17 protein-coding genes are annotated in these 23,470 nt (G+C 63.9%); 7 read left to right on the top strand and 10 right to left on the bottom strand.

Annotation, left to right across the window (positions count from 1 at the left end; translation table 11 throughout):
• Positions 1–34: 34 nt before the first annotated feature.
• Together AUL35_RS20095 and AUL35_RS20090 are read right to left on the bottom strand one after the other, a co-directional pair.
• Positions 35–2,332 (bottom strand): polysaccharide biosynthesis tyrosine autokinase, encoded by a 2,298-nt coding sequence (locus tag AUL35_RS20095; RefSeq protein WP_374754513.1) that lies wholly within the window; start codon positions 2,330–2,332, stop codon positions 35–37.
• Between the two features lie 297 nt (positions 2,333–2,629).
• The gene (locus AUL35_RS20090; protein WP_192847133.1) at positions 2,630–3,862 is read right to left on the bottom strand and encodes a glycosyltransferase; all 1,233 of its coding nucleotides are present in this window, start codon (positions 3,860–3,862) and stop codon (positions 2,630–2,632) included.
• A 114-nt stretch (positions 3,863–3,976) separates the two neighbouring features.
• Here AUL35_RS20090 and AUL35_RS20085 point away from each other — a divergent pair, with 114 nt between their 5' ends.
• On the top strand, positions 3,977–5,410 hold the full coding sequence (locus AUL35_RS20085; protein WP_156418110.1) for a lipopolysaccharide biosynthesis protein: 1,434 nt from the start codon (positions 3,977–3,979) through the stop codon (positions 5,408–5,410).
• 23 nt (positions 5,411–5,433) lie between these two features.
• Here AUL35_RS20085 and AUL35_RS20080 read toward each other — a convergent pair whose 3' ends face one another.
• The 4 genes from AUL35_RS20080 to AUL35_RS20065 all read right to left on the bottom strand — a co-directional run bounded on the left by AUL35_RS20080 (position 5,434) and on the right by AUL35_RS20065 (position 10,016).
• Complete coding sequence (locus AUL35_RS20080; RefSeq protein WP_062018173.1) at positions 5,434–6,081, bottom strand: serine O-acetyltransferase; 648 nt, start codon at positions 6,079–6,081, stop codon at positions 5,434–5,436.
• A 315-nt stretch (positions 6,082–6,396) separates the two neighbouring features.
• Positions 6,397–7,737, bottom strand: coding sequence for a hypothetical protein (locus AUL35_RS20075; RefSeq protein WP_062018171.1), 1,341 nt, complete (start codon positions 7,735–7,737; stop codon positions 6,397–6,399).
• Between the two features lie 57 nt (positions 7,738–7,794).
• Positions 7,795–9,171, bottom strand: coding sequence for a hypothetical protein (locus tag AUL35_RS20070; protein ID WP_062018169.1), 1,377 nt, complete (start codon positions 9,169–9,171; stop codon positions 7,795–7,797).
• Positions 9,168–10,016: a hypothetical protein gene (locus AUL35_RS20065; RefSeq protein ID WP_062018167.1), complete on the bottom strand. Its 849-nt coding sequence runs from the start codon at positions 10,014–10,016 to the stop codon at positions 9,168–9,170. The genes AUL35_RS20070 and AUL35_RS20065 overlap by 4 nt, the downstream gene beginning before the upstream one ends.
• A gap of 188 nt (positions 10,017–10,204) precedes the next feature.
• Between AUL35_RS20065 and AUL35_RS20060 the strand changes: the two genes are divergently transcribed.
• From AUL35_RS20060 to AUL35_RS20045, 4 genes are all read left to right on the top strand, one after another.
• Positions 10,205–11,728, top strand: coding sequence for a lipopolysaccharide biosynthesis protein (locus AUL35_RS20060; RefSeq protein WP_062018165.1), 1,524 nt, complete (start codon positions 10,205–10,207; stop codon positions 11,726–11,728).
• A gap of 56 nt (positions 11,729–11,784) precedes the next feature.
• Positions 11,785–13,107 (top strand): polysaccharide pyruvyl transferase family protein, encoded by a 1,323-nt coding sequence (locus AUL35_RS20055; RefSeq protein ID WP_082666486.1) that lies wholly within the window; start codon positions 11,785–11,787, stop codon positions 13,105–13,107.
• A gap of 80 nt (positions 13,108–13,187) precedes the next feature.
• Positions 13,188–14,411, top strand: a complete 1,224-nt coding sequence (locus AUL35_RS20050; RefSeq protein WP_192847132.1) for a glycosyltransferase — start codon at positions 13,188–13,190, stop codon at positions 14,409–14,411.
• 26 nt (positions 14,412–14,437) lie between these two features.
• Complete coding sequence (locus AUL35_RS20045; protein ID WP_062018159.1) at positions 14,438–14,950, top strand: DapH/DapD/GlmU-related protein; 513 nt, start codon at positions 14,438–14,440, stop codon at positions 14,948–14,950.
• A gap of 332 nt (positions 14,951–15,282) precedes the next feature.
• Here the strand turns inward: AUL35_RS20045 and AUL35_RS21760 are convergent.
• Both AUL35_RS21760 and AUL35_RS20030 read right to left on the bottom strand, forming a co-directional pair.
• A protein-coding gene (locus AUL35_RS21760) for an IS5 family transposase (protein WP_156418109.1) occupies positions 15,283–16,040 on the bottom strand; the annotation gives its coding sequence in 2 pieces (ribosomal slippage) (positions 15,283–15,704 and positions 15,704–16,040; 759 coding nt in all).
• A 195-nt stretch (positions 16,041–16,235) separates the two neighbouring features.
• Positions 16,236–16,523 carry a hypothetical protein gene (locus AUL35_RS20030; protein ID WP_062018153.1) on the bottom strand — a complete coding sequence of 96 codons (288 nt, stop codon included), beginning with the start codon at positions 16,521–16,523 and terminating at the stop codon, positions 16,236–16,238.
• 601 nt (positions 16,524–17,124) lie between these two features.
• Between AUL35_RS20030 and AUL35_RS20025 the strand changes: the two genes are divergently transcribed.
• Together AUL35_RS20025 and AUL35_RS20020 are read left to right on the top strand one after the other, a co-directional pair.
• Complete coding sequence (locus AUL35_RS20025; RefSeq protein WP_156418108.1) at positions 17,125–20,667, top strand: hypothetical protein; 3,543 nt, start codon at positions 17,125–17,127, stop codon at positions 20,665–20,667.
• A gap of 169 nt (positions 20,668–20,836) precedes the next feature.
• The gene (locus AUL35_RS20020) at positions 20,837–21,940 is read left to right on the top strand and encodes an acyltransferase (RefSeq protein WP_062018150.1); all 1,104 of its coding nucleotides are present in this window, start codon (positions 20,837–20,839) and stop codon (positions 21,938–21,940) included.
• A 179-nt stretch (positions 21,941–22,119) separates the two neighbouring features.
• Here the strand turns inward: AUL35_RS20020 and AUL35_RS20015 are convergent, their stop codons facing one another.
• Positions 22,120–23,151 (bottom strand): GDSL-type esterase/lipase family protein, encoded by a 1,032-nt coding sequence (locus AUL35_RS20015; RefSeq protein ID WP_062018148.1) that lies wholly within the window; start codon positions 23,149–23,151, stop codon positions 22,120–22,122.
• Positions 23,148–23,470 (bottom strand): hypothetical protein (locus AUL35_RS22665; RefSeq protein ID WP_202814292.1); only part of this gene is annotated, 323 nt, incomplete at its 5' end. The genes AUL35_RS20015 and AUL35_RS22665, both read right to left, overlap by 4 nt.

The raw sequence follows: 23,470 nt of genomic DNA, 5'->3' as shown, positions 1-23,470 counted from the left end.
CGTGGGACGTAAGTCCATTCGCCAAGGCCCAGCCTTAGGACGCGGCATCCGTATAGTAGGATGCGTAGCGCGCGTTGTAGTATTCCGTCGAGCCGAACTCGCGATAGAACTTCATCTTCTCGCTATCGACCTTGTTCAGGACGACGCCAAGGCACCGCTCAGCGATCCGCGGGTTGGCGTTGAGCGCCGAGCGAACGACCCGGCGGGCGGTGTTGCCCCATTCCACGACGAAGACGAAGCCGTCGACGCGATGGGCCATGGCGCGAACGTCGACCACGGGATTGATCGGCGGGAGGTCAAGCAGGATGTAGTCGTAATGGCGGGAGGCCTCGTTAAGCAGCGCTGTCATGCTGTTGGAGGTCAGAAGTTCCGAGGTGTGCGGAATGCGCTGCTTGAGGACTGCCGGGATCACCGCAAGTCCGGTATCGGGATCGGTGTAGACGACGTCCGCGACGGGGCGCTCCTGAAGGATGGCCTCGACGAGCCCGTTCTTGGCATGAGCGGCGACGGCCCGTGTGAGGCCGGGGTTGCGCAGATCGCAGTCGATGAGGAGCGTCCGGGCGCCCTGCAACGCGAGCAGCGATGCGAGGTTTGCCGAAACCGTCGACTTGCCCTCACCCGGCAGAACTGAGACCACGCCGATGATCTTGCCGCGAGGCTCCTCGATCGTGAGGTCGGCCGCGATCTTCACGCTGCGCAGTGTCTCGGCGAAGGACGATAGCGGGTGATCGAGCACATAGCGGCTCACGCTGGAACTGCGTCGAATCAGCCGCTGAGCCTCCATGGCCTCGAGCTCGGCAGGCGAACGCTTTTGCGTCCGCTGGTTGGGGACTCGGGTGATCAGGCCAAGGCACTCGAGGCCGAGGTTCTCGCTGACCTGGTCGGCCGTGCGGAAGAACCGGTCGCGGAACTCGCGGGCGGCACCGATGCCGGCACCTCCGGCGCAACCGAGGAAGGCACCGAGCGCTAGGACCAGGAGTTTGCGCGGCTGGCTCGGCTTGAGTGGCGGCTGGGCGTTCGTGATCACGCGAGCCGTCGTGACGGGGAAGGATTGCTGCTGGATCGCTTCCTGATAGCGCTGCAGGAAGGTCTGATAAAGGTTGCGATACGTGTCGGCCTCGCGCTCGAGCTCACGCAGCTGAACCTGCAGATTGTTCGCGTTGCTGCTGACGCCCGTCGCCTTGGCCACGCTCTCGCGCAGCGACGCCTCGCGAGCCTGCGCGACCTCGTATTCGCCCTGGTACGTATCGGCGAGGCGGGTCAGCTCGGAGAACATCTGCCGGCGGTACTCGTCCATCTCGGCGCGCAGGCGCACCGCCTGTTGATGCAGCGGGCCGAGGCGCGAGGAGATGTCGTTTTCGCGTCGCAGCGCGTCGAGGTACTTCGTACGGATCGAGGTGACGAGCTGGCTGCCGAGCGAGTCGGTGACGACGGCGTTGGTGTCCCCGCTGTCGATGAGCGCCTTGGTCCTATCGTAGCGTGCCTTTGCGGCGTTGACTTCGTTCTGCGCGGTGATCAGCTGGTTGTTCAGAGCTTCCAGCTGCTGATCGCTGACGAGTTGCCCACCGGCCGCGATCAGGTTGTTTTCGGCGCGGAAAGTCTGCACCGCCTGGTCGGAGCGCAACGACTGCTGACGCAATTCCTCGATACGATCCTGCAGCCATCCGCTCGCACGGCGCGTCGCCTCGTACTTTGCGTCGAGCTGATCAGTCAGATAGGCCTCGGCGAACGCGTCCGCGATCTTCGCAGAAAGGTCGCGGTCGGGCGAGGTGTACTGGATGGACAGAACGGACGACAGGCCGACGCGACTGATGCCGACGTTGCGCAAAAGCGCCTCGACTGCCGAGCGCTTGCGGCTGTCGGCGGCAGGCGGGGGGTCGTCGCTGCCGAGCCAGGCCGACACGTCGAAGGTCTGTCGCAGCAGCGACCGCAGGCGGCCGAACACCGATTGTTCCGGCGTCATGAAGACCGGGTTGTTGGTGAGGTCCAGGCGATCCACCACGGCGGAACTGATCTTGCGCGAGCGCAGGATCTCCACTTGACTGAGGATCGCTGTCTCGTCCTCGATCGAGGTGGAGGCGCTTGACAGCTCGTTGAGCAGGCGGGTGCCGCCACCCGCGTCGATCAGGAGGTTGCTGGAAGCCGTGTATTGCGGCACCGCCGTCGCCACGTAGGCGACAGCCAGCAGCAGTCCGATGACGCCGCAGATCGCGACCCATTTCCATTGCCGGCGGGCCGCCGACAGGACACGGTCAATGTTGATCAGCTCCATGCCGTCCCCCTCGGAGGCGCGACCGAAGGGTTCGGGCTGCCGCATCGTCGGCGTTCTCACGTCATGCAGCATTAAGTCTCTCGCTTCCGGACAAAAAGTCGGTAACCGGCACACTTAACAGATGTCGGCAACCGTGCCAGGCAAATGCTGGCATTAGGGCTCATTGGACACTGCCGCTCAACCGATCGGGCTCCCAGCTGTTACCGTCGACACGCGAATGCGGCACGCTGCAGCAGCAAGGCCCGTTCGCAATCATACGAGCAATCGATGATGCTGCATATGCGTGTACTTATAAACTACCGATATGGGCGTCGGTTGGGCAGATGACGATCTGAAGGGCAACTCACCTCTCGCTAGTTACGCTGCGTTGTCCGCGATCGCTGGGAGCCGACGGATCTCGTCCGCAAAATCGAGGTAGGCATCGACGGCAACGTCAGCCTCGAAGCGACGTGCCTCGAGCAAGGCGGACGATGACCAACGCTGCACCCGGGTACGGTCCTGGACGAGTTGCATGATCATACCCATCCAGGCATCGCGGTTTCCCGCCGGCAACACCGCACCCGTCACGTCATCTCCCACCAGTTCCGGGATTCCACCCCGGTCGCTGCCAAGCACCGGAAGACCGAGGGTCATCGCTTGAACAATGACGCCCGGCGAGTTGTCAGCCCATAACGACGGCACGCAGAGAGCATCGCTTTCCGCCATAAAATTGGAGACCTGCTCCGGGGTGACCTTACCCGTGAAGTCGACGAAGGATGCCTCGGAGTAACGCGCGCGAAGACGCTCGAGTTCGGGACCACCTCCCACAACCCGCAAATGGACAGCGAGGGTCCGGTCCATCGCCTCTATAGTTTCTAGTAGGAACTCGACGCCCTTCGTTCGCGAGATCTGCCCCGCATACAGGAGGCGCAGCGTCGGCGAAGCGGTCCACGCTACGGTCGGTCGCGGGTAGGTATTGGCGTTCAGGATGATGCGGTGAGGCCGATCGCCGATCGGGACGTAGCGAGCCACTGTCGCGTAGGTCGAGCGCGAGGGCGAAACGAAGCCGATGCGCGGGAGCTTGCGTATATATCTTGCCTTCAATCGGCTTGAGATCGCGCAGGGTCGGCATTGTCCGGCGCAGGGCTTTCCACCCTTGAACATCGACGTCTTGTAGCAAGCGAGCGAAAGATCGTGAAGGACGAACAGCGTGGGAATGTCGCGACGCCCCAGTTCCAGCAACCCGTTGTAGCCAAGACCCTGCGTAACGTGAACTATCGCAAGGTCCGGTCGCGTCTCGTCCAGAAAGGCACTCCAGACCGTGCGATTTCGCGGATCGACATGATCTTGAACATGCCATGTCGCCTTGGCCAGGGGGTTGTGAGCCGCAAAATCGAAGGCGGTATAGCTGCGAGGCATGGGGTAGCGGCGCACGTCGACCAAACCCTCGAAGGTTTCGCGCAGAATAGACTGCCCGCCAGTCACCGTCGTCGACAGGACCGAAACGTCGTGTCCACGCTGCGCAAGCAGACTCTTCAAATTGGCCGCGCTCGCTTCAGCTCCGCCGATGATGAACGGTGGAAACAAGGCGGTGATGCCTGCGATCTTCAAGCTCGTCTCCTTCACGGGGCTTCAAGAGCGTCGGCTCGAGGGCATGCGACCCAACTCTGTCTCTCATCACTTTAACGTATATCGTACCCAAGATCATACCTTAACCAATTTTAGTTGCAGTGCAACACACCTGGAGTTTGCGCTGCACCCGTGCTTAAAACAGCGTATGTGCGGCGCCGCTGCTGTGAGAGTGTGCAGATCGAGGCGCGCATAGGATCTCGAGCCGGGGCGTCCCGCATGAGGCTGCATTGCTTCCTACAGAGATACGATTTATCGTCGCTCGTTCACCTGACACTGCGTCTCGGCACATTGGTGCTGCGTTTCGCACTGACCTTTCACATCGTTCGTGTCCTGGGCTACGAGGCGGCGGGCGTCTACGGTCTGGCGGTCGGCGCGATCGGCATCGTTCCTGCAGCGATCGGTTGGGGGCTCAACTACTTTCTGGCACGCGACATCGTCGGCATTCCCGTTTCAAACGCGGCAGCCCTTCTGAAGTCGCGTCTGACGGTCACTGTCGCAACCCTAGTAGTCGGCCTGTGCGTTGGCTCCGCCGTTCTTCTGTGGCTCGACGTCTCGTGGACCGGTCTCGTCGGTTTGATCGCGCTGCTGGTCGTCTTCGAGACCATCGGCCTCGACATTCACATGCCGCTGCTTTCCCGTGACAAAGGCCGATTGGCGAACGTGCTCGTCTTCGTGCGTTCGGCGCTTTGGGTGCCGTTCCTGATCGGTGGCGGATACCTGCTTCCTCAGCTCAACAGCTTGACGGCGCTGTTCGCCTTCTGGATCGCCGCCCATCTCGTTGCGCTGGCGATCCTGGTTGTGGCCGTGCCCCGCCCCCTTCTTGCGCGAACGTGGAGAGCGCCGCTCCGACGCGACTGGATCAGGGACCGTCTGCGCCATTCCTGGACGATCTATCTTAGCGATGTCGGGCTCGTCGGCACGCTCTTCGCCGATCGCTACATCGTCACGGCGCTGCTCGGAATTGAGATGACCGGGCTCTACACGTTTTACTGGTCGCTGACCAACGCGCTGCAGACGCTGGTGACGACGGCCGTCGTACAGATCCTTTTTCCCTCCATCGTCCGTACCTTCGCGGACGGCGACGCGCGTCTCCTGCGGGCCACGTTGAAGCGTCAGACGATCCGGATAAGTCTGATCGCGGCGGCGATGGGAATAGGAGTGCTTGCGTTCGGCGAACTCGCCGCTGTGCTCCTGCCCGGTCATGACATGACAGGCTCACGCGGCGTCTTCCTATGCCTGGTTCTCGCGGCGGTTGTTCGCACCGTTTCCGAGCTCCTCAACCTCGGACTGACGGCGATGCATAAGGACAACCACTACGCTGCCTTCAACGTCGCGGGCATCGTCTTGTCGCTGGCGATGGCCTACGTCCTGATCTCGACGCTCGGCTTCCTCGGCGTCGGCATCGCCTCGCTGACGACGGCCACGGTTCTGCTCCTGGGACGCGCGGTTTTCATCGACCGTCTTCTACGTCACGCGGATGGCGCTGCGTCGAGTCTCCGAGTCGAGTACGCAAAGCCGGGTGCCTGAAGCGACTGTTGTTCGATCTTGCCTCAGTCGCCCGGCTGCTTCACTTGGGCCAAGACGGCCTCCGCCGCATGGTTCGGTCGGCGCAGTTCGACCGCTGGGACGCCGACCGCCGTACTGCCCTCCGCGATATCGTTGAGAACAACCGCGTTCGCGCCGACGCGAACGCCGCTGCCGAGCCGGATCGAACCGAGAACGGAACATCCCGTCCCCAGCGAGCAATTGTCGCCGATCTGCGGAACGCCACGATCCGCGACGTGAAGATTGCCGACGGTGACATTATGCATCACCGCTACATTCGACCCGATCCGGCTGCGCCCGATGACGATGCTGAAGGGATGCGGCGTGTAGAGACCGCCGCCGATCACAGCGGAAGGGGCGAGTTCGGAGCCGAACGCGAGGCACGAGGCCCACCAGAGAATCCACCGGAGCGGCCGACCGACCAGCGGCACCAGTACGACCATTTCCTGAATGCGGCGAGCCAGCACGAACTGGAACCCCGGCGTCACGAAGATCAGTCGCGTGACGAAGGCCGCACCGGGCCTGACGCCTTCGACGCGTGCGTAGATCGCGATATCGTCTCGGATACGACCGAACACCGCCCGCCAGCCATCCCGATTCAGGCTGTCGCCCCCGACGGCGGTGTGCGGTTCGGTGTCGGCCTCACCCGTCATATTCGCAACTCCCCGGACGGGGGCATCTGTCGCGAGGAGCGAAGAGCCGACACTGCAACCATACGTTTCCAACCACCACTAGCGGCACCGCTTCGGGAATCATATCGGTCTGCCGCCTGCCTCGACCTGTCGTCGGCCAACCAGACGACGAACTTGATCAACGCCGCATCGGCGGGCATTCCCGCGACAAACCGGATCAGCCCTCCCATCGGATCGCAGGATAGACCTCGAAAGGTTACCGACAGGCCCGATATGACCGGTTCGCAACGGAAAATATAGTGCGAGATCAATACGGACAACCTGGGCCCTTACCTTCTACTGCGCAGAAAAAACGAGTTGGTCAGGCGATAGGTCGCGATTTGGCCGAACGACCACCGGCATCGGGACGATCGGAACAACGTCGGAGACCTGCCGGGCACCGGCATCGTCGCATACCGTCCTCACATTCGCCTCAGCCCCCGCGGGTAGACGGACCGCGCCTTCGCCGTCCCGCGCCGTTGCCCAGAACACCCAGATCGGCGCGCCGTCGCGTCCCGTACCCTCCAACCAGCGCACGCCATCCGGGCTCTCCCGAAGGTGACCACCTTCGATCTCCCTCGATAAGGCGATAGCTTCTCGGTAGGCGCAGGCGGCCGGTTTGGGACGATTGGCGTAGTCGTAGAGGCCGAAATTGTCCTCGCGTTCTTCGGGACGCTCGCCACCGTCGCGAAGTTCGTAGACCCAGACGCCTCGGATCCAGTCGACCGTCGCGCTCCAGAGCGTGAACTGCGCGATGTTGCTTGCAGCGAGAGCCCGGTCGATCCCGCACGGTCCGTCGTCGTTCGGCCATCCGAACTCCGTGATGTATAGTGGCGGCGCGCCGTCTCCCCCGGCCTCCACCACGACCCGTCGGAAGTCCTCTACGCGCTCGCGCAAGTCTTCTGCGGTTCGCCGCGCGGCACCGGCGCAGTGGTTGTAGAAATGCACCGACAATCCGTCCCCGGTCTCTAGCAAGCCCGCCTCAAGGGCCCGGCGGGTCCAGGCCCAGTCGGCATCCTCGCCGATCGAGCCGGTCAGGACGACGGCTCCGGGATCCGCTGCCTTGACGGCACCATAGGCCGCCCGCGCCGCCGCGACGTAGTTCTCGGGGGAGTAGTCCGGGTTCTCTGTGCCCGGGAGCAGTCCGCCCATGCGCGGCCTCGTGCGCCACTGCATGTTCCATTCGTTCCAGATCTCGTAGATCGGGTCGAAGGCGCGTGTGTTCTCAGTGACGCTTGCGGCGAAACGCCCAAAGGTGGAGCGCTCGTCTCCGGTTCGCGGTGCTAGACGCGGCCTGGGCTCGCGTTCCAACGTCTGCCCTCGCAGGATCAGGACCGGCTTGGCCGACCGGGCGAGAAGCGCCGCCCCGAGACGATCGCGCCGCGTGCCCAAGGGTTGGTCCGGCGCCGGATCGACATAGTAGTCCGCATCGACATCATCCCGGAAGCTGTCGACGCCGAGCTCGTGCAGAAGCGGCATAGTGGCGTCCAGCGTGTAGCCGCGCTGAAGCGGAAACGCGTAATGTGTGCCAACCCCGAAGATGAAGCCCGAGGGCGCCGACGGCTCCGCCTGCGTCGAGCCGACGCCGAGAAGCCCCGTGGCGAGCGCCAGGGCCGCCGTCGTGAAAATTCTGCCCATTCGCTCAGTTCCCGCTGGATGTTCGGATCGCATGCGCTCGCGCGGGCTTCTCAAGTCTCAGGTCGGCCGCAGCCGGGATCGCCCATCGCTCCGCGCCGCCTCGATCGCTCGCAGCGTCAGGTCGCCGATGCTTTGCCGAGCTGCCCTGGACAGGAACACCGAGCTGAAGCTGAAGCTGATCATGATCAGACCGCTGGCGGGTCCGTAGCTTAGGATCGTGATCGTGTAGAGGTTGATCACGAAGGCGATCGTCAGCTTGTAGATGTCCTTCACCTCACGCATCGCCTGGATGACGTAGGCCATGAAGATCGCGAAGATCGGGCCGAACATTAGGTACGTGCCGAGGTAGAAGTTGTCGACCGGGACGTAGTAGGCGAGCGTCGTTGGAGAGAAGAGGCTCTGCGGATAGTTGAAGCAGCCGAGGCCGCATCCCGTGACATACCCAGTCGGCATCAGCTCGGCCATGAAGACGAACGGCTTCTGCCAGCTGTTGTTGATGCGATCCTGCATGCTCCAAAGGAGCGGGTCGACGGACTGCAGGTCGATGCCCGACAGGAGGAGCATCAGGACGAAGGGGATGCCGATGCAGGCGAAGGATCCCACCGACAGGGAGCGCAGGATACGGAAGGCCTTCTCGCGCCGGAACAGGCGCACGAGCAGGAAGGTCGCGAAATAGACGATCAGAACCGCGAAGCAGGTCTTGTTGGTCGTCATCTTGCAGACGTAAATCGCGATCGGACCCCAGATCAAGGCCCAGAGTGTCGAGCGCGGAATGGAGCAGATCACGAAGGTGATCATGATGAAGAAGGCCGCCATTGTGCTGTCGGCCGCAAAACCCGGAAGCCGGACCTCGTATCCCTGCCACCAGACGCGCGTCGCCTCCCGGGTACCGCCCACGCCCTCAAAGGCGTAGCCGATCCAAGGCAGGTCGACCATCGACGACAGGACCACGCCCACCATCGAGGCGACGAACAGGACGTAGATGGCCAGTAGTAGCTTGCGGTAGTCGCCGAGATAGCGGTCGGCGAACAGGAAGCCGACGAAGACCGGCGCGATCATCTTCAAGGAGGAAATGACGCCGGCCACCGTGCCCAGAAAGAAGTAGCCGATCACTAGGGCGAACCCGATGCACGCGACGAACACTGCGGCCAGGGTATTCGACCCCTTGGCGACGAAGCGATAGACGAAGACCGCGATGCAGGCGAAGGCGACGAGATCCGGCAGGAACCAGGCCGGGCCCAAGCGGGCGATGTCGAGAAGATACCGAACGGGCCCGGCGAAGGCATCGCGGAAGAAGTAGGCGAAAAGCGCGACCGACTCGATGTTCACGAGGCCGAGAAGAGCGGCTGCCCGTCCACGCGCCGGCACGTAACGCCTCGGCGCCGGCGGGACGCCCGCGCCCGGCAGCCTGCCGATCTGGGCTGCGTGGCTCACCGCGATACCCCCGATCCTGCGGCCGCGACGCCGAACTCCTCGCTCAACGCGCGCGAGATGCGCCGAAGGCGGGTCAGTTGCCGAAACCACTCGAACGGCGCTTCGATTATCTTCCGGTTCAGCACGAAGTTCCGGAACACGGAGCGCGACTTGCTGTGCTGGCCATTGTAGCCTACCCGGTAGATGGCGCCGCGAAATGGGAGCTCCCGCAGTTCCACGCCACGATCGCGCAGGATGCCTTCGATCTTGATGTGGCTACCCAGCATCGAGCGAACGAACTCCTCGTCCGCCGCCTCGACGCTGGTGGGAAGCCGGAAATGGTCTGCACGTACGATATGGGACGACCCGCAGATACCCGAGAAGTCGTCATGTTCGTAGAGATGGGCGCCCCCCTCGGTCCAGAGATAGCCCTTCCGAAGCGTCCATCCGTCCGCATCCGCGTGCTCGCGAACGAAACCGGCGATGCGTCGGCTGACGAAGTCGTCGTCGTCCACGACCATAAAGAAGTGCGGGCGCGTCCCGTGCAGCATGCCCGCCAGGATCCGACGCCCCTTGTCCTTGCGAACTGCCTCGCTCGCCGCCTCGCGGTTGGCTTCGATCAACTCGTATTCCGGGTTAGGCGGCAGATCGACCAGTACGACCTCGAACCCATCCGGCAGACCGGGCATGTCGCTGCCTCTGTTGGCGACCACGACACCTCGCCAGCACGGCGCGTTCTGTGCGGCGATCGAGCGGGCCGTCTGCTGGAGCCTCGTCTTAAGCGCCGGCCAATCGCGCGCGTTCTCGGGGTGGCGGACGGGTATCACGAAGGTAATGATCGGTCGTTCGTTCGAAACAATCCGCATCGACGCAAAGGCTCCTTACTTCCGCCCGCGACCGAGATAAGGACGCCTATAGAGGAGACGTCCCTGCGCCGACGGGCGTCGGCTTGCACCCACCGACCGCATCATGATGCAGGGCACAACGAACTCTAGTGCACTGCGGAAAATTATTGTAGAGGAAATCTTGCATCATCTGGAAGGGGGGTCGACCCATGAGACGGATCGACGTCGTCACCGAACCTGTCGAACAGGTCCCGCTGCTTGCAGGCCATTCCCAACAGCGAATCATGTCGGGGCTCCTCTGGTCCTTCGCGCAGGGATGGGGCAGTCGTATCCTCACCTTCGTAATCTTCCTGGTGCTGGCTCGCCTCCTGACCCCCCAGGCGATCGGTCTCGCCGCGACGGTTTCGCTAATCCTCCTCGTTCTTGGTTTCATCGCCGAGTTCGGTTATGGTGACGCGATGGTTCAGCGGGCGCAACTCGATCCCACCGACATCACGCTTCCGTTCGCGACCTCGATCTTCCTATCCGTGACTCTAGCCATCGCGATGGCGGTTCTGGCCGACCGGATTGAGATTTGGACCGACGCGCCGGGTCTGGGGCCCCTCCTACCGGTTGCCGCGCTGATCCTGCCGTTGACGACCATGTCAATGTTTCAGGAAGCCCTATATCGCCGCGCCTTTGACTACCGGTCGCTGGCGCTGCGTATGCTGACGGCCACCGCGCTGTCGGGCGTGGTCGGCATCAGTGCCGCCTTCTTGGGGCTTGGCGCCCTGAGCCTCGTCCTCCAATCCCTCGTTCTTGTGGCCGTAAGCGCTGTCTGGCTCTGGTGCCGCCCGAAGTGGAAGCCCGTCCGCGAGGTCAACACAGCGTCCTGGCGGCAGCTCACGCGCTACAGCGTCCACGTCCTGTCGAACCGGCTCGTCGATTTCGGGACGACGCGTTCGATTGAGATCATCATCCTATCTCTCTACGGTACAGCGGCCCTCGGCCTCTACGCGGTGGGCTCGCGCGTCTACCAGACGGCGATCCAGGTTCTCGCGACCAGCGTCGGCGACATCTCGCTCAGCACCATCTCGCGCTTCTCGGACGATCGCGCACGTGTGCGGGCGGCCTATCTGAAGACGATTGCCCTCAGCGGGACCGTTACCTCGCCGCTATTCGTAGGCGCGGCCGCGCTGGCGCCAGAGCTCACCCACCTACTGTTCGGGGAGCGCTGGACGACCAGCGCCTACGTCATGCAGCCGTTGATGCTGCTCGGCGCCGTCCAGACGATCCAGTTCATCAACGGCGCCTATTTCAGCGCGCTGGGTCGTCCGGTGTTCGGCGTCGCGCTGAACACGCTAAAGGCTCTCGTCGTCGTGCCGGCGCTTCTCCTGTTTCGGACCTTCGACATCACCGGCCTCGCGGTCGTCTTCGCCCTCGCCCAGCTCCTGATTACGCCCGTCAGCTTCGGCATCGTCACGCGCTTGACCGACGTGCGTCCGCTCGACATCCTGCGAACGCTCGCACCGATCGTCTCCTCGGTTGCCGCCGCCTTTTTCGCGGTCGTTCTGGTTCGCATCGAACTGGCCGATATCACCATGCCCCTCGCCGTCAGGACAGGCTGCCTCGGTGTCTCCTTCGTGGTAGTCTACGTGGCCTTGGTTGCTATCCTATCGCGCGATTCCGTGCTGATGATTCGGGAATTGGCCATGGGTCTTCTTCGCAAGAAGTCCGCAGCCGGACTGCCTTAAGCGTTCGATGCGACCACGGGTCCGCGCCGATCGCGCGCAAGCAACGAAAAGGGTCCATGCCTGACATGAATGCCGGACTGGGAACGATCTACCGTAAGCAGATGAGACAGCTAAAGGACACCGTCAAGAACTCCTACGGAGGCGTTTACGTCCTGGAGTTGCTGGCCTGGCGGCGTGCAGTCCGGGAGCTCGGTGCCGGGGCGCAAAAGGCGGGCTCGCCGGCTCGCCTAGTATTCGTTCCGTGCGACCCCTACAGCCTCGACGGCTCGCGTGGCGACCAAGCAATGCTTCGCGGCACGGTGGACGGGCTGCGCGCGCAACTGGGCGCCGTCGAGGTGGGCGCGATCACCGCGACCCCTGAGGCGGTTGTCAGAGCCGGCGCACTCAGCTTTACCGCCCTGCCCGTCTGGAACCACCCCTTCTCCTACGACGAGGCCTTTGCCGCGATCCGGGCCTTCGGCGCGACCCATCTGGCTGTCATCGGTGCGGACGTGATCGACGGCTACTATTCCGCCAAGGCATCGGCCCGCATGCTGCTCCTGGCTGAGGGCGCGCGCCGCATGGGGCTCAAGGTGACGACCCTCGGCTTTAGCTTCAACGAGCATCCCAGCCCTGCCATGAAGCCGATCTTCCGCGAGGTCGGTGGCACCCTCGTCCTGAACGCGCGCGACGTCGTCAGCGCCGAGCGCCTCACGGCGTTCAGCGGGCGCCAGCCGACCCTCGTGGCCGACGTCGCCTTCCTGATGAAACCGGCAGACGGCAATTCGGCGACCGCGGACGCGGAACGCTGGATCGATGCGCGGCGCGCGGCGGGCCGACCTGTCTTCGGCGCGAACCTGCACCCGCACCTCCTTAAAAACCCCAAGCCGGGCGAGCTTGAGACCCTGGCACGGTCCATGGCGTCCGCGATACTAGCGGCCTATCGCGAGACCCCGTCAAGCTGGCTCCTGCTTCCACACGACGTGCGCCCGGGTGTGCGCGACAGCATCTGCCTCGACATAATCGCTCAAACGCTCCGACCGGTTCTGAGCGACGACCTCTACTACCCCGAAGGCGATCTCTCGGCACCGGAACTCAAGCGTCTCGTGTCGCTGACCGATGCGGTCACGACAGGCCGCATGCATCTGGCGATCGCGGCGCTGGGATCGGGCGTACCGGTTCTGGCGATCACCTACCAGGGCAAGTTCCCCGGCCTTCTCCGACATTTCGAGCTGGGCGGCGACCTGATGATGAGCCCGGCGGAAGCGGCCGACCCCGCGATCTTCACAGTTCGACTGAAGTCCTTCCTAGCCGGGATCGATGGCATCCGTCCGAAGATCGCGGCGCGCCTCGAGGGGGTTGGGCATCTGGCCCGACGCAATCTCCAGCCGTTGATCTAGACCGGGCAGCGCTTCGCCCCCCGCCCGAATCCGGACGGGGGCAGAGCGCGACCGCCGGGGATCTAGCCGGGATGCAGGCGATGAAGCTCTTCTATTACGGATCGGGAAACCCGTTTCATCCCAGTTCCGGGATGGACGTCGTGCTGCGCGGCCATCTCCTCGAGGTGGCCGACGGGACCCCGCCTCCGCTTGTCCGGATCGTTCTGCGCGACATGAGCGAGACGGTGCCGCAGGGATCTCCCTTTGCCGGAGACGCGCACCGCGTGTTCCGTCCGGGTCGCCTGCGCCGTCCCGGACATCTGGCGGCCCTTCGTTTCAAACTAGCTCACGTCCTGCGCGGTCGTCCTCTCATGACCATCGGATATGCGTCCGGTGAGGCCGAACGGCAGTTCAAAGCGGATCTTCGCGCGGATCGGGCCGTGTTCGTGGTCGATCACCTGCAGAGCGCCACCAACATGCCGCTGTGGCGCCTCCTCCTCTCCCGGCACCGCTTCGTCTATGTCTGCCACGACTTCACGGTGCGGACCCTGATCGACGAGGCCGCGCTCGCGCGCTCGCCGCTGCGGAAACTGTCGAAGCTAGCGCAATCGGCGCAGGTCCTTCTGGCGGAATGCGTCTTGATCGCCAAGTCGCACCGCGTCGTCTTCATCTCCTCAGCGGATCGCGCACGCTTCCGATGGCTCTGCGACGGGAAATCCGAGACCCTGAACCCCCTGCTCGACCGCTCCGAGCCGACTGCGGCGGACACGATCGCCGACCGGTTCCGGGACGAGGACCTGAGTGATACGACGGTCTTCGTCGGAAGTCCTGGTTTTGCGCCCAACGCCTACGCGATCGAGTGGCTGCGCGATCGGCTCGCTCCGGCGCTACAAGCCGTTGGCGCTCCGGTTCGCCTTCTGCTCGTGGGCAAGGGGACAGAGCGCATTCCGGCTCCGGGCGACCCGACGCTGCGTGGCACTGGCTTCGTCACGGACGCGGAACTTCAGACGATTCTATCCCGCTGCCTGTGCTCCATCAGCCCCGTGGTGCACGGCAGCGGCTTGAAGATCAAACTCTTGGAGGCCTTCGCGGCCGGATGCCCTGTTGTCGCCACCGCCTCGTCGCTTCGCGGCTTCGACTTCGTCGAGGGGGTTCCTGTGATCTCGATCGACAATCCTTCGGCCGCGGCCGCGATCCTGATGCACCTCCGCGAACGGCGGGAGGCTGGAGACGACGGGCGCGACGCGATACGTGAGCGTTGGGCGCGCCACGAGGCCAGCCGCATCGGCCGTCTCCGGCAGGTCGTCCACGACGCGATTGATTGATCCGATGACAACGCCAGCGAGATAGCATGTCCTTTCGATCCTTCCTTGGCAAACTCCGCACGTTTCTGGCCAACGGAGCGGCTAACCTCCTGCCGAGCGACAGCGCTAGCGCGCGCCTTCGCAACGGCATCTACCGGACCACGGGCGTGCGTATTGGGCGTGGAACGCTCCTTGCCGGCGGGATCTACATCAATGGCGATCGTCTAACGATCGGCAGCGACTGCTTCGTCAACCGCTTCTGCTACTTCGACCTGTCGGACGAGATTCGGATCGGAAACGGTGTCGAAATCGGGACGCATTGCGTTTTCCTGACCTCCAACCACGAGATCGGCGGACGAGAGCGGCGGGCGGGTCGCATCCAGCCGGCTCCCGTCACAGTCGGAGACGGTGCCTGGATCGGCACGCGCGTAACGATCCTTCCGGGCGTGTCGATCGGCCGGGGCGCGGTGATCGCGGCCGGATCGGTGGTGCTGCGCTCGGTGCCCGAGAACACGATGGCGGCTGGAGTTCCGGCGGTCGTGAAGCGCAGCCTTGACTAGACAAAGCTGGCGGACGCAGCCGTTAGGCGCTAACCGGGCGGCGTCATGCTCCCCGCAAACTCAACCAAGTTTCGACGGCACTTCGGCAAGCTTGCGTGCCGCGATTCCCGAACCCCGGATGCGACCGTCGACGAAGCGACGCAGGCGTCGTTCCACAAGTTCGTATGTCACGAGCGACGCGATAAACGCACAGGTCACGCCAAGATCCGCGAAGCATCCCCAGGGAAGCCTTGAACTGAACCCGTGCCCCGCCGATCGCCGTGCGGATGCAAGCGCTGCAAAAAAGACGAAGGGATGCACGAAATACAAGCTTTAGGGTCAGGACTCATAGCTCAGAGCCAAAAGAGCACAGTTGCGGCCAGCGCGATGGCGGAGAAGAAGACGGTTGGACAGCGGTCGTAGCGGGTTGCGACACGGCGCCAGTCCTTCAGCCGCCCGAACATGATCTCGATGCGGCTACGGCGCCTGTAGCGGCGTTTGTCGTGTTTGACAGGCGCATTGCGAGACCGTCGGCCCGGAATGCAGGGTTTGATGCCCTTCGCTGTAAGAGCGTCCCGGAACCAGTCAGCGTCGTAGCCGCGGTCACCGAGCAGCCATTGCGCCTTGGGCAGATTGTCCAGAAGCGCCGCGGCCCCGGTATAGTCGCTGGTCGGCCCGGCGGTCAGGAAGAAGCGGAGCGGGCGACCAATTGCATCGGCCACGGCGTGAATCTTTGTATTCATGCCGCCCTTCGTGCGGCCGATCAGGCGTCCAAGCTCCCCTTGTTGACCGCCAGGCTCGATGCCGTGCGGTGCGCCTTCAGGTAGGTCGCGTCGATCATGACAGTCTTGGGATCGGCGCCGCCTGCGGCCAGTCCTTCCATCATCCGCAGGAAGACGCCCATCTCACCCCAACGCTTCCAGCGATTGTACAGCGTCTTTGCGGGCCCATAGTCCTTGGGCGCATCCCGCCATCGCAGACCGTTGCGGTTGACAAAGATGATGCCACTCAGCACGCGCCGGTCATCGACACGTGGTCGTCCATGGCTCTTGGGAAAGAACGGCCGCAACCGCTCCATCTGCTCGTCCGCCAGCCAGTACAGATCGCTCATATCCAGTCCCCCGGACGGAGCCTGAATCAGACGGCGCGCCTCATATCAATGGGTCCTGACCCTAGCTGAACTTGCCGAGGACCCCGATCGGCTGAGTGGTCAGGAGGGCCGCGACACACTAGATGGATGCATCAGGAGTGTGAAGATCAACGCCTGGAAGTCAAGACCGGCGAACGGCGTGACATATTAGTATGTTTAGTAGAGGAGCGCCATCGCAAAAGCAATTAGCGCCGGTCCGGTCACGCCGGCTACATCTAGGCGAAGCGGATACCCCGCAAACAGCATACCGACCGCGAAGTAGCTCGCCCGTGGGAAGGCTATCACTAACGCCAGTGTGGCTCTGCCGAAGAGCCCGCTCGATAGCCGGGAACCGCGCGAGATCGTGAGCGTGAAGATCACCACAAACCAGAGATAAGAAACCCATTCGTAGGTTAGCGTCCAGGCGTTCTGTTGCGCCAAGGTCTCGCCAACGATCTCGAGCACGAAGAAGAGATTGGCCAGAAACGCACGGACGTATCACACCTCGTCGACTCCGGCGAAGAATTTGTAGCCAACAATCGGTCCAAGCACGAACAGCGCCAAATGAAGAAGCATGAAGAGTGGCATGATGCGCATGGCGCGATCGTAGAAGAAACGACAGAGTGGCGGTGCCGCACGAGGCTTAGGGGGGGGGGGTCAGATAGTCGCTGACGATGAAGAACGCTTCAACGCCTCGGCCGCCCGTATCGACGGTCAGGTGGGCCCAGTTCGGCAGTTCCGGCAGGAGGCCGGCCAGGAGCGGCATCGAGTAGAGATGGACGACGACGACGCTGAAGGCGGCGAAGCCGCGCAGCCCCTACACCGCGGGAATGGAGGGCTGCTCCGGAGTCTGGACTGTCAGGTAGGCGCTGCCTGATCGTTTGTGAGAAGTCGTCGGCCCAGTTCGCAACACATAGCAGCTTCCCGCAGTCGCCGCGACCGTCGCACGTCATCATCTGGCACAGGAAACAGCAACTGCGTAAAATGCGAACGTCTCTAAAAAGCTCGACTTAGATCTTGCCTGACATTCTCTGCCTATCTTCTCCCAAGATCGGTCAGGAATCCCATGGCGACGTCCCCTCCCTCCTCCGCATTGCTGAAGGCCAGCTCCTTCGTGGACTCGATTGCAGTCAACACGCATGTCGGCTACGCTTGGACGGGCTACACCAACTACGCGCTGGTCAAGCAGAGCCTTGACTACCTCGGCGTCACCACGGTGCGCGATGCGTTGACCTCGTTTCCCGAGGTCCAGCCCGTTCTGAACGCGCTCGCCTCGGCAGGCTACAAGTTCGACTTTATCGTGTCCTCGGGCCTGCCGGCGCTCGGCAAGGACGGCCTCGACAAGTTTGTCAAGCAGTTGCAGGCCTTCGAGAAGGCCCATCCAGGCTCGATCGTCGCCCTGGAAGGCCTGAACGAGGCTAACCTGCAGGCCTTCAGCTACAATGGCTCGTCCAGCATGGCGGCGGCCGCGGCCTATCAGAAGGCCTTCTATACGGCGGTGAAGGGCGACGCGCTCCTCAAGGACATCTCGGTTTACAACCTGACCCTCGGTCACAACGACGCCAAGGACTATGCGGCGCTCGGCGACCTGACCAGCTATTCCGACTACGCCAACGCGCATGCGTATGTCAGCACCAACTCCACCACGAGCGCGGCGATGAAGGCCTCGCTCGACCTGGCGAAGAAGAGCTCCTCGGGCGATCCGGCCGTCATCACCGAGGTCGGCATCACCACACTGGCCAGCACAGCGGATGTAGGCGCGAACCAGACGGCGCAGGCCAAGTCGATCCTGAACTCGCTCGTGGTCGCCTTCCAGTCGGGCGTCGAGAAGACCTATCTCTACGAGCTCTTGGATCGCGGCAATGACCCGACCAACACCAACAAGGAGGCTCATTTCGGCCTCTTTAACGCCGACGGCAGCCCGAAGCTCGCCGCGACCGCGATCCACAACCTCACCACGATCCTCAACGACGACGGCGCGGGCAGTAAGGTCCCGACGCAGGCGCTCGCCCACACCGTCTCGAACCTGCCGACGAACGGCGGCAGCATGGTGCTGGCCAAGAGCAACGGCGCCTACGACCTCGTGGTCTGGTCCGCGCCCAAGGTCTGGAACGACGCCACCGATACCGAGATCAGCAACGCCGCGCAGCAAGTGACGGTGCACTTCGACACGGTGCAGGCTAAGGTCGTCGTCTACGATCCGCTCGGCGGCACCGCACCGATCGCCACCTACGAGAACGTCAAAGAGATCAATGTCGCCGTGCGCGACTCGCCGCTCGTGGTCGAGGTCGGCGGCAACGGGCTCATCCCGCGCGCCAACGACGTGTCGAACGTCGCCCATGTATCGGGAACGGCGGTCGAAATCGTCGGGCAGCTCGACCTCCTGTCGAAGTCGAAGGTGCTCGAGACCATTACGCTGACCGACACGAAGGTCCTGCCGGTCGCCTCGCTCTCGACGCTCAAGCATCTTCTCGCCAACGACCAGGCGGCGCTCGCCAAGATCAAGGGCGACGTCCAGTTCTCAATCATCCAGACCGCGCCGACCTGGAAGCTGACCGAAGTCTACGACAAGGACGGCAAGCTGTTCTCTACGACGAATGCCGGCATCCGCGATGGCTACGTCTTCACGCAGCAGACCAAGTTCGTTGACGGCACGGTGAAGATCGCGAACTTCGACAAGTCCGCGAAACTGAACGAGATCGTCAACTGGGCCAACGGCACCAAGGAAACCTACCAGCTCGGCATCACGGGGCAGGCCTACGTCACCGAGCACACCGTGTTCGATGCGGCGGGCGCGCTGACCCGCTTCGAACGGCTGCGCGCCGACGACACGCTCCTATTCGCTGAGACACGCGCGAACGGGATTAAGACCGCCACTTGGTACGCCGACAAGGGCGTGATCGACAAGCAGGTCGCGTACCGTCCCGATGGCGGCATGGCGACCACGGTCTTCGTGAACGGCGAGAAGTCGCGCCTCTACGTGACCAATGCCGACAAGTCGACCGAGACCACGACCTTCAACATTAAGGGTCAGGCCTACACGACCGAGGTGCAGAAGGCGAACGCGGCGGGCGTCGTCTACGCCGTAATCCGCACCACCGCCGACGGATCGGCAGCCGGCTCCGAGACCAAGGGCGCGGACGGCTCGCGCACCTACGTGACCAATGACGCACAGGGCCGCAAGGTCGCGAGTGTCACCTATGGCACCGACGGCTCCAAGACGAGCACAACCTTCGGGACCGACGGCAAAATCGCCAAGAGCGAGGTCCAGGACGGCAAGGGCGGCGTCACGATCACCAATTACACTGCCGGCACGAAGACTGCCGTCTACGTCACCAAGGCCGACGGCGTGAAGGAGACCATGCTATTCGACACGAAGGGCGTCCTCACGCAGAGCGCCGTCGTCGCGGTGGACGGGCGTACGGAAACCATGGTCTATGCCAACGGCAAGCCAGCCCAGCTTTTCGTGCAGAAGCCCGACGGCTCGGGCACCAACACGAGCTACGACATCAAAACCCAGAGCTACACGACCCAGGTCCAGACGATCGACAAGACCGGCGCGGTGGTCGAGGTCCTGCGCAGCCATGCCGACGGCACGCCGGACTATCATTGGGTGAAGGCGGCGGGCGAGACGGTCACCCGCACCTTCGACAAGGCCGGCAAGCCGCTTGCGATCGCGATCCAGGCCAGCAATGGCGACACGATCAACCGGACCTTCGACCCGGCCACCGGCAAGCTCGCCAAGGAACAGGTCCAGACTGGTAAGGGGGACGTAACGATCACGAACTACACCGCTGGCATCAAAACCGCTGTCTACGTCACCAATGCCGACGGCACGAAGGAGACCGCGCTCTTCGACACGAAGGGCGTTCCCACGCAAACCGCGCTGACCGGCGCGGACGGGCATACGGAAACCATAGTTTACGCCAACGGCAAGCCGGCGCAGCTCTTCGTAAAGTATCCCGACGGCTCGGGTTCCAATACGAGCTACGACATCAAGAACCAGAGCTACACGACCCAGGTCCAGACGATCGACAAGACCGGCACGGTGGTCGAGGTCCTGCGCAGCCATGCCGACGGCACGCCGGACTACCACTGGACCAAGGTCGGCGGCACGTCCACCACCACGACCTACGACGCCGTGGGCGGCAAGCTGACGACGGTCAGCAACAGTGCCGACGGCTCCAGCGACGTCTTCAAATTCGTGCTGGCGAACCAGCCGGGCGTCACGCAGTACGAGCGCTACGACACGACCAAGACTCTGGTAGTGCTTGACGTCACCCAAGCCGACCAGACTCACAAGATCACGGTCAAAGGTACGGGTCTGACAATCGACAGCGGGCAAGGCGACGACGTCGTGCAGCTGGCGGGGCGCGACACGTTCCTCTTCCGCGGCGGCGACGACAAGGTGTCGAACTTCCAGGCCGACGACGCCTCGCCCAACCATGCCCGCATCCAGATTGAGAAGATCGTGGCGTCGAGCTTCAGCGCCTTGCATCTCTCGCAGTCAGGTGCCGACACGCTGGTGACGATCGGTGAGCACGACTCGATCCTGCTCAAGAACGTCAACAAGACGCAGGTGAACGCGGCCGACTTCCTCTTCGTGTAAGCGCCCGACATGGCGTGAAGAGCGGCGGCCCGAAGGGGCCGCCGCATTCGTTTCGAGGTGACCCGGTCTTTGTCCGATGGATCGACAGGTTGCGGTGCGGCAGGCGAGACCGTAAAGCGATCGGGACCGTTCGGCCACGGTCCGACGACGGCGAGGAGCTGGACAGGGCATGACGAAGACCCGGCTCGATGCCCTGCAGGTGCTGCGCTTCCTGGCCGCCATGCTCGTGGTTGTCGGCCATGCCCAGCACGAACTCGTCGATACGGTCGGCCCTGCGGCCGGCTCGCTCGCCTTCATCCTTCTCGACTGGGGTCTCGGGGTCGACGTCTTCTTCGTCATCTCTGGCTTCGTCATGTACTACCTGATGCGGGGCCGCTTCGGCGGACGGGGCGTCGCGGCCGACTTCCTGCGCCGGCGCCTCATCCGGATCGTTCCGCTGTACTGGATCTTCACCTCGCTCGTGCTGGCGGTTGCCCTGGCCGAGGGCATCGACTATCCGATGTCGAAGATCGTGAGCTCATACCTCTTCCTGCCGCCGCCGAGTTGTCCGGCGCCTTGCCCGATCGGCTACGACTTCCCGGTCTATAGTCTGGGCTGGACGCTGAACTTCGAGATGATGTTCTACCTCGTCTTCGCGGTCGGCCTCCTCATGCGCAAGCGGGCCGGTCTCGCCTTTGTCGTCGTGGTCATCGCGACGCTCGTCGCGCTCGTCAACACGTTTCACGTGGGCGCCTCGATGCTGCGATTCTGGGGCGACTCGATCGCCTTGGAGTTTCTGATGGGTATCGGGATCGCCGCGCTATTCGTCGGGGGCCGACGCATGCCGGCCGCGATCGGATGGACACTCATCGTGAGCGGCTTCGTGCTGGCCGCGATAAGCTACCAGCTTGACGCTTACCAAACGATCGGCCGCGCGATCACCGGCGGCATACCTGCGGCGCTCATCGTCTCCGGGGCGATCCTGCGTTGTCCGATCGATGGCGCGAGCGCATGGAACCGGTTCCTGATCTTCGGGGGCGATGCGTCCTACTCGCTCTATCTCGCCCATCCCGTGGCCTTCAAAATCGCCACCCCGATCGCTGCCAAGCTTGGGCTCGTCGCCCCATCGCCCTCGCTTTATCTCGTCTCCCTGCTGGTTGCCGCGACGATCGCAGGCTTTGCGGTCCACGTCCTTCTCGAAAAGCCGCTCCTCTATGTGCTAAACCGACGCTGGAGCCGCTTTGGCAGCACGGGCTACGGCGACGGCCAGCCGGTGCCCGGCCGCTCGGGCTGATCGCCGCCGGGCGGGTCGTGGCCGGCGGCGTGGCGCGCCTCAGATGCGGACCGCCTCGCGCAGCGTAAGGGCCCGCAGGAGATGGCCCGCCGCGGTCTCATGCGGCACGCTGTGGCGATGAAGGCCAAGCGCGGCCGCCTCGGCATAAGCGCCGAGGCGAAGGTCGTGATCGACGACGATCAGCCCTGCGCGGTACCAAGCGAGACGATCGCGTCCTTGAGAAGCGCCCGACGCTCCGTCGTGTCACTGCCGCGGACCACGCCGAAGGATGGGATCTCGAGAACGACGTCCGCGCCCGTGGCCCTGGCCTTGGCGACGATCTGCAGGATGTTGGAGCGGGTCGCCACTACGTCCTGTCCCGTGCGCAGATCGTTGGTGCCGAGCTCCACGAAGACCAGATTGGGCGCCAGGATCTCCAGCGCGTCGGCGCTGTCCCAGGCCTGCGTGCCGGTGTGGTAGGACGATACGGTACCGTAGGTGCCGCCATTGATGACGTCGACGGCCAGCACGGAGATGTCCTGAGCGATCGCCCCGACAACCGAGACGTAGCCGCCCGACTGACGCACGAAGTTGAAGACATGCGTGCACCGCGCGACATCGACAACGGTCCGTGCGAACAGGTCGGCCGTCGCGGCCCCGTTCGGCGCTCCGTTGACGGTGGTGAGAATGACCGCGTCCGCATCCGCCGTGACGCCCAGCGTGCCGCCCCCAACATGGCGCTTGCTGATGAGTTCCAGCCGGCTGCAGGAGCCCTCGGGAGCGAACGAGAAAGGGTTGGCGCCGCTCGTCGCCCACATGATGCCGCCCAGCGTGCGGCTTCCGCCCGACCACCCGTTTCCGAGGCCCGCAACGCGCGGATCGTAGCTCATCTTGGCCGCCTGGTTCGGCAGGCCCGACGATGCGAAGAAGGACTGTCGCGATGCCGGAATGCCGGTCTCCGCCAGAAGGCGGGCGAATTGCGCGACCTTGGACTGCGTCTCCGCGCCGTCCGTGAAGACGTTGGTGCCGGTCGGGGGCGTCGCGCCCGCCCCCGCCCCCACCGTCTTCGAATTGCCGATGAAGACGACGCGCGGCCGGTAGCCCGTGCCGGCGCGCATCTTGGCGACGGCGGCACGCCAGCGCCGGAGTGCGGTGGGTCCGGGATGGCGGATCGAGTCATCTTGTGGCGTCGGGCAACCGGCGAGGGCGCGAGCGGTCTGAAAGAACGTCATCGCGCGCCTCGACCGTAGAAGCTGATCGAGCCGCAGCAGGCGGCAGCGGAACGCAAGAGGACGTGCGTCAGCACGCCGCTGCCCTGCAGCATGGCGGGAACGCGCCGTGCTGCGGGATTGAGTTCGCTGCCCGACCCGTCCGTCGTGCTGCCTGCGGGAAGCGTTAGGGTCGCGCTCGCGCTCCCGATCTTCACCCTGACATCGGCGTCGAAGCTGAACAGCGCGAAGCGCGCGCCGCTGGGAATTGCCACGCGCTGCAGCGCGTCAGCCGCCAGGACGACATCCTCGACATAGTCGGAAAAGGCGGCGCGGCCGCCGG

This window comes from Aureimonas sp. AU4, assembly GCF_001463765.1.
Lineage (GTDB): Bacteria > Pseudomonadota > Alphaproteobacteria > Rhizobiales > Rhizobiaceae > Aureimonas.
The sequence above is the reverse complement of the archived record's forward strand: the minus strand, read 5'-3'. Positions and strand labels throughout refer to the sequence as shown.

Excerpts from the sequence above, each read along its gene's own strand:
- AUL35_RS20055 (WP_082666486.1), top strand. The coding sequence starts at position 11,785 with ATGCCTGACATGAATGCCGGACTGGGAACGATCTACCGTAAGCAGATG.
- AUL35_RS20075 (WP_062018171.1), bottom strand. The coding sequence starts at position 7,737 with ATGGGCAGAATTTTCACGACGGCGGCCCTGGCGCTCGCCACGGGGCTT.
- AUL35_RS20045 (WP_062018159.1), top strand. The coding sequence starts at position 14,438 with ATGTCCTTTCGATCCTTCCTTGGCAAACTCCGCACGTTTCTGGCCAAC.
- AUL35_RS20065 (WP_062018167.1), bottom strand. The coding sequence starts at position 10,016 with ATGCGGATTGTTTCGAACGAACGACCGATCATTACCTTCGTGATACCC.
- AUL35_RS20025 (WP_156418108.1), top strand. The coding sequence starts at position 17,125 with ATGGCGACGTCCCCTCCCTCCTCCGCATTGCTGAAGGCCAGCTCCTTC.
- AUL35_RS20015 (WP_062018148.1), bottom strand. The coding sequence starts at position 23,151 with ATGACGTTCTTTCAGACCGCTCGCGCCCTCGCCGGTTGCCCGACGCCA.
- AUL35_RS20050 (WP_192847132.1), top strand. The coding sequence starts at position 13,188 with ATGAAGCTCTTCTATTACGGATCGGGAAACCCGTTTCATCCCAGTTCC.
- AUL35_RS20020 (WP_062018150.1), top strand. The coding sequence starts at position 20,837 with ATGACGAAGACCCGGCTCGATGCCCTGCAGGTGCTGCGCTTCCTGGCC.
- AUL35_RS20060 (WP_062018165.1), top strand. The coding sequence starts at position 10,205 with ATGAGACGGATCGACGTCGTCACCGAACCTGTCGAACAGGTCCCGCTG.
- AUL35_RS20080 (WP_062018173.1), bottom strand. The coding sequence starts at position 6,081 with ATGACGGGTGAGGCCGACACCGAACCGCACACCGCCGTCGGGGGCGAC.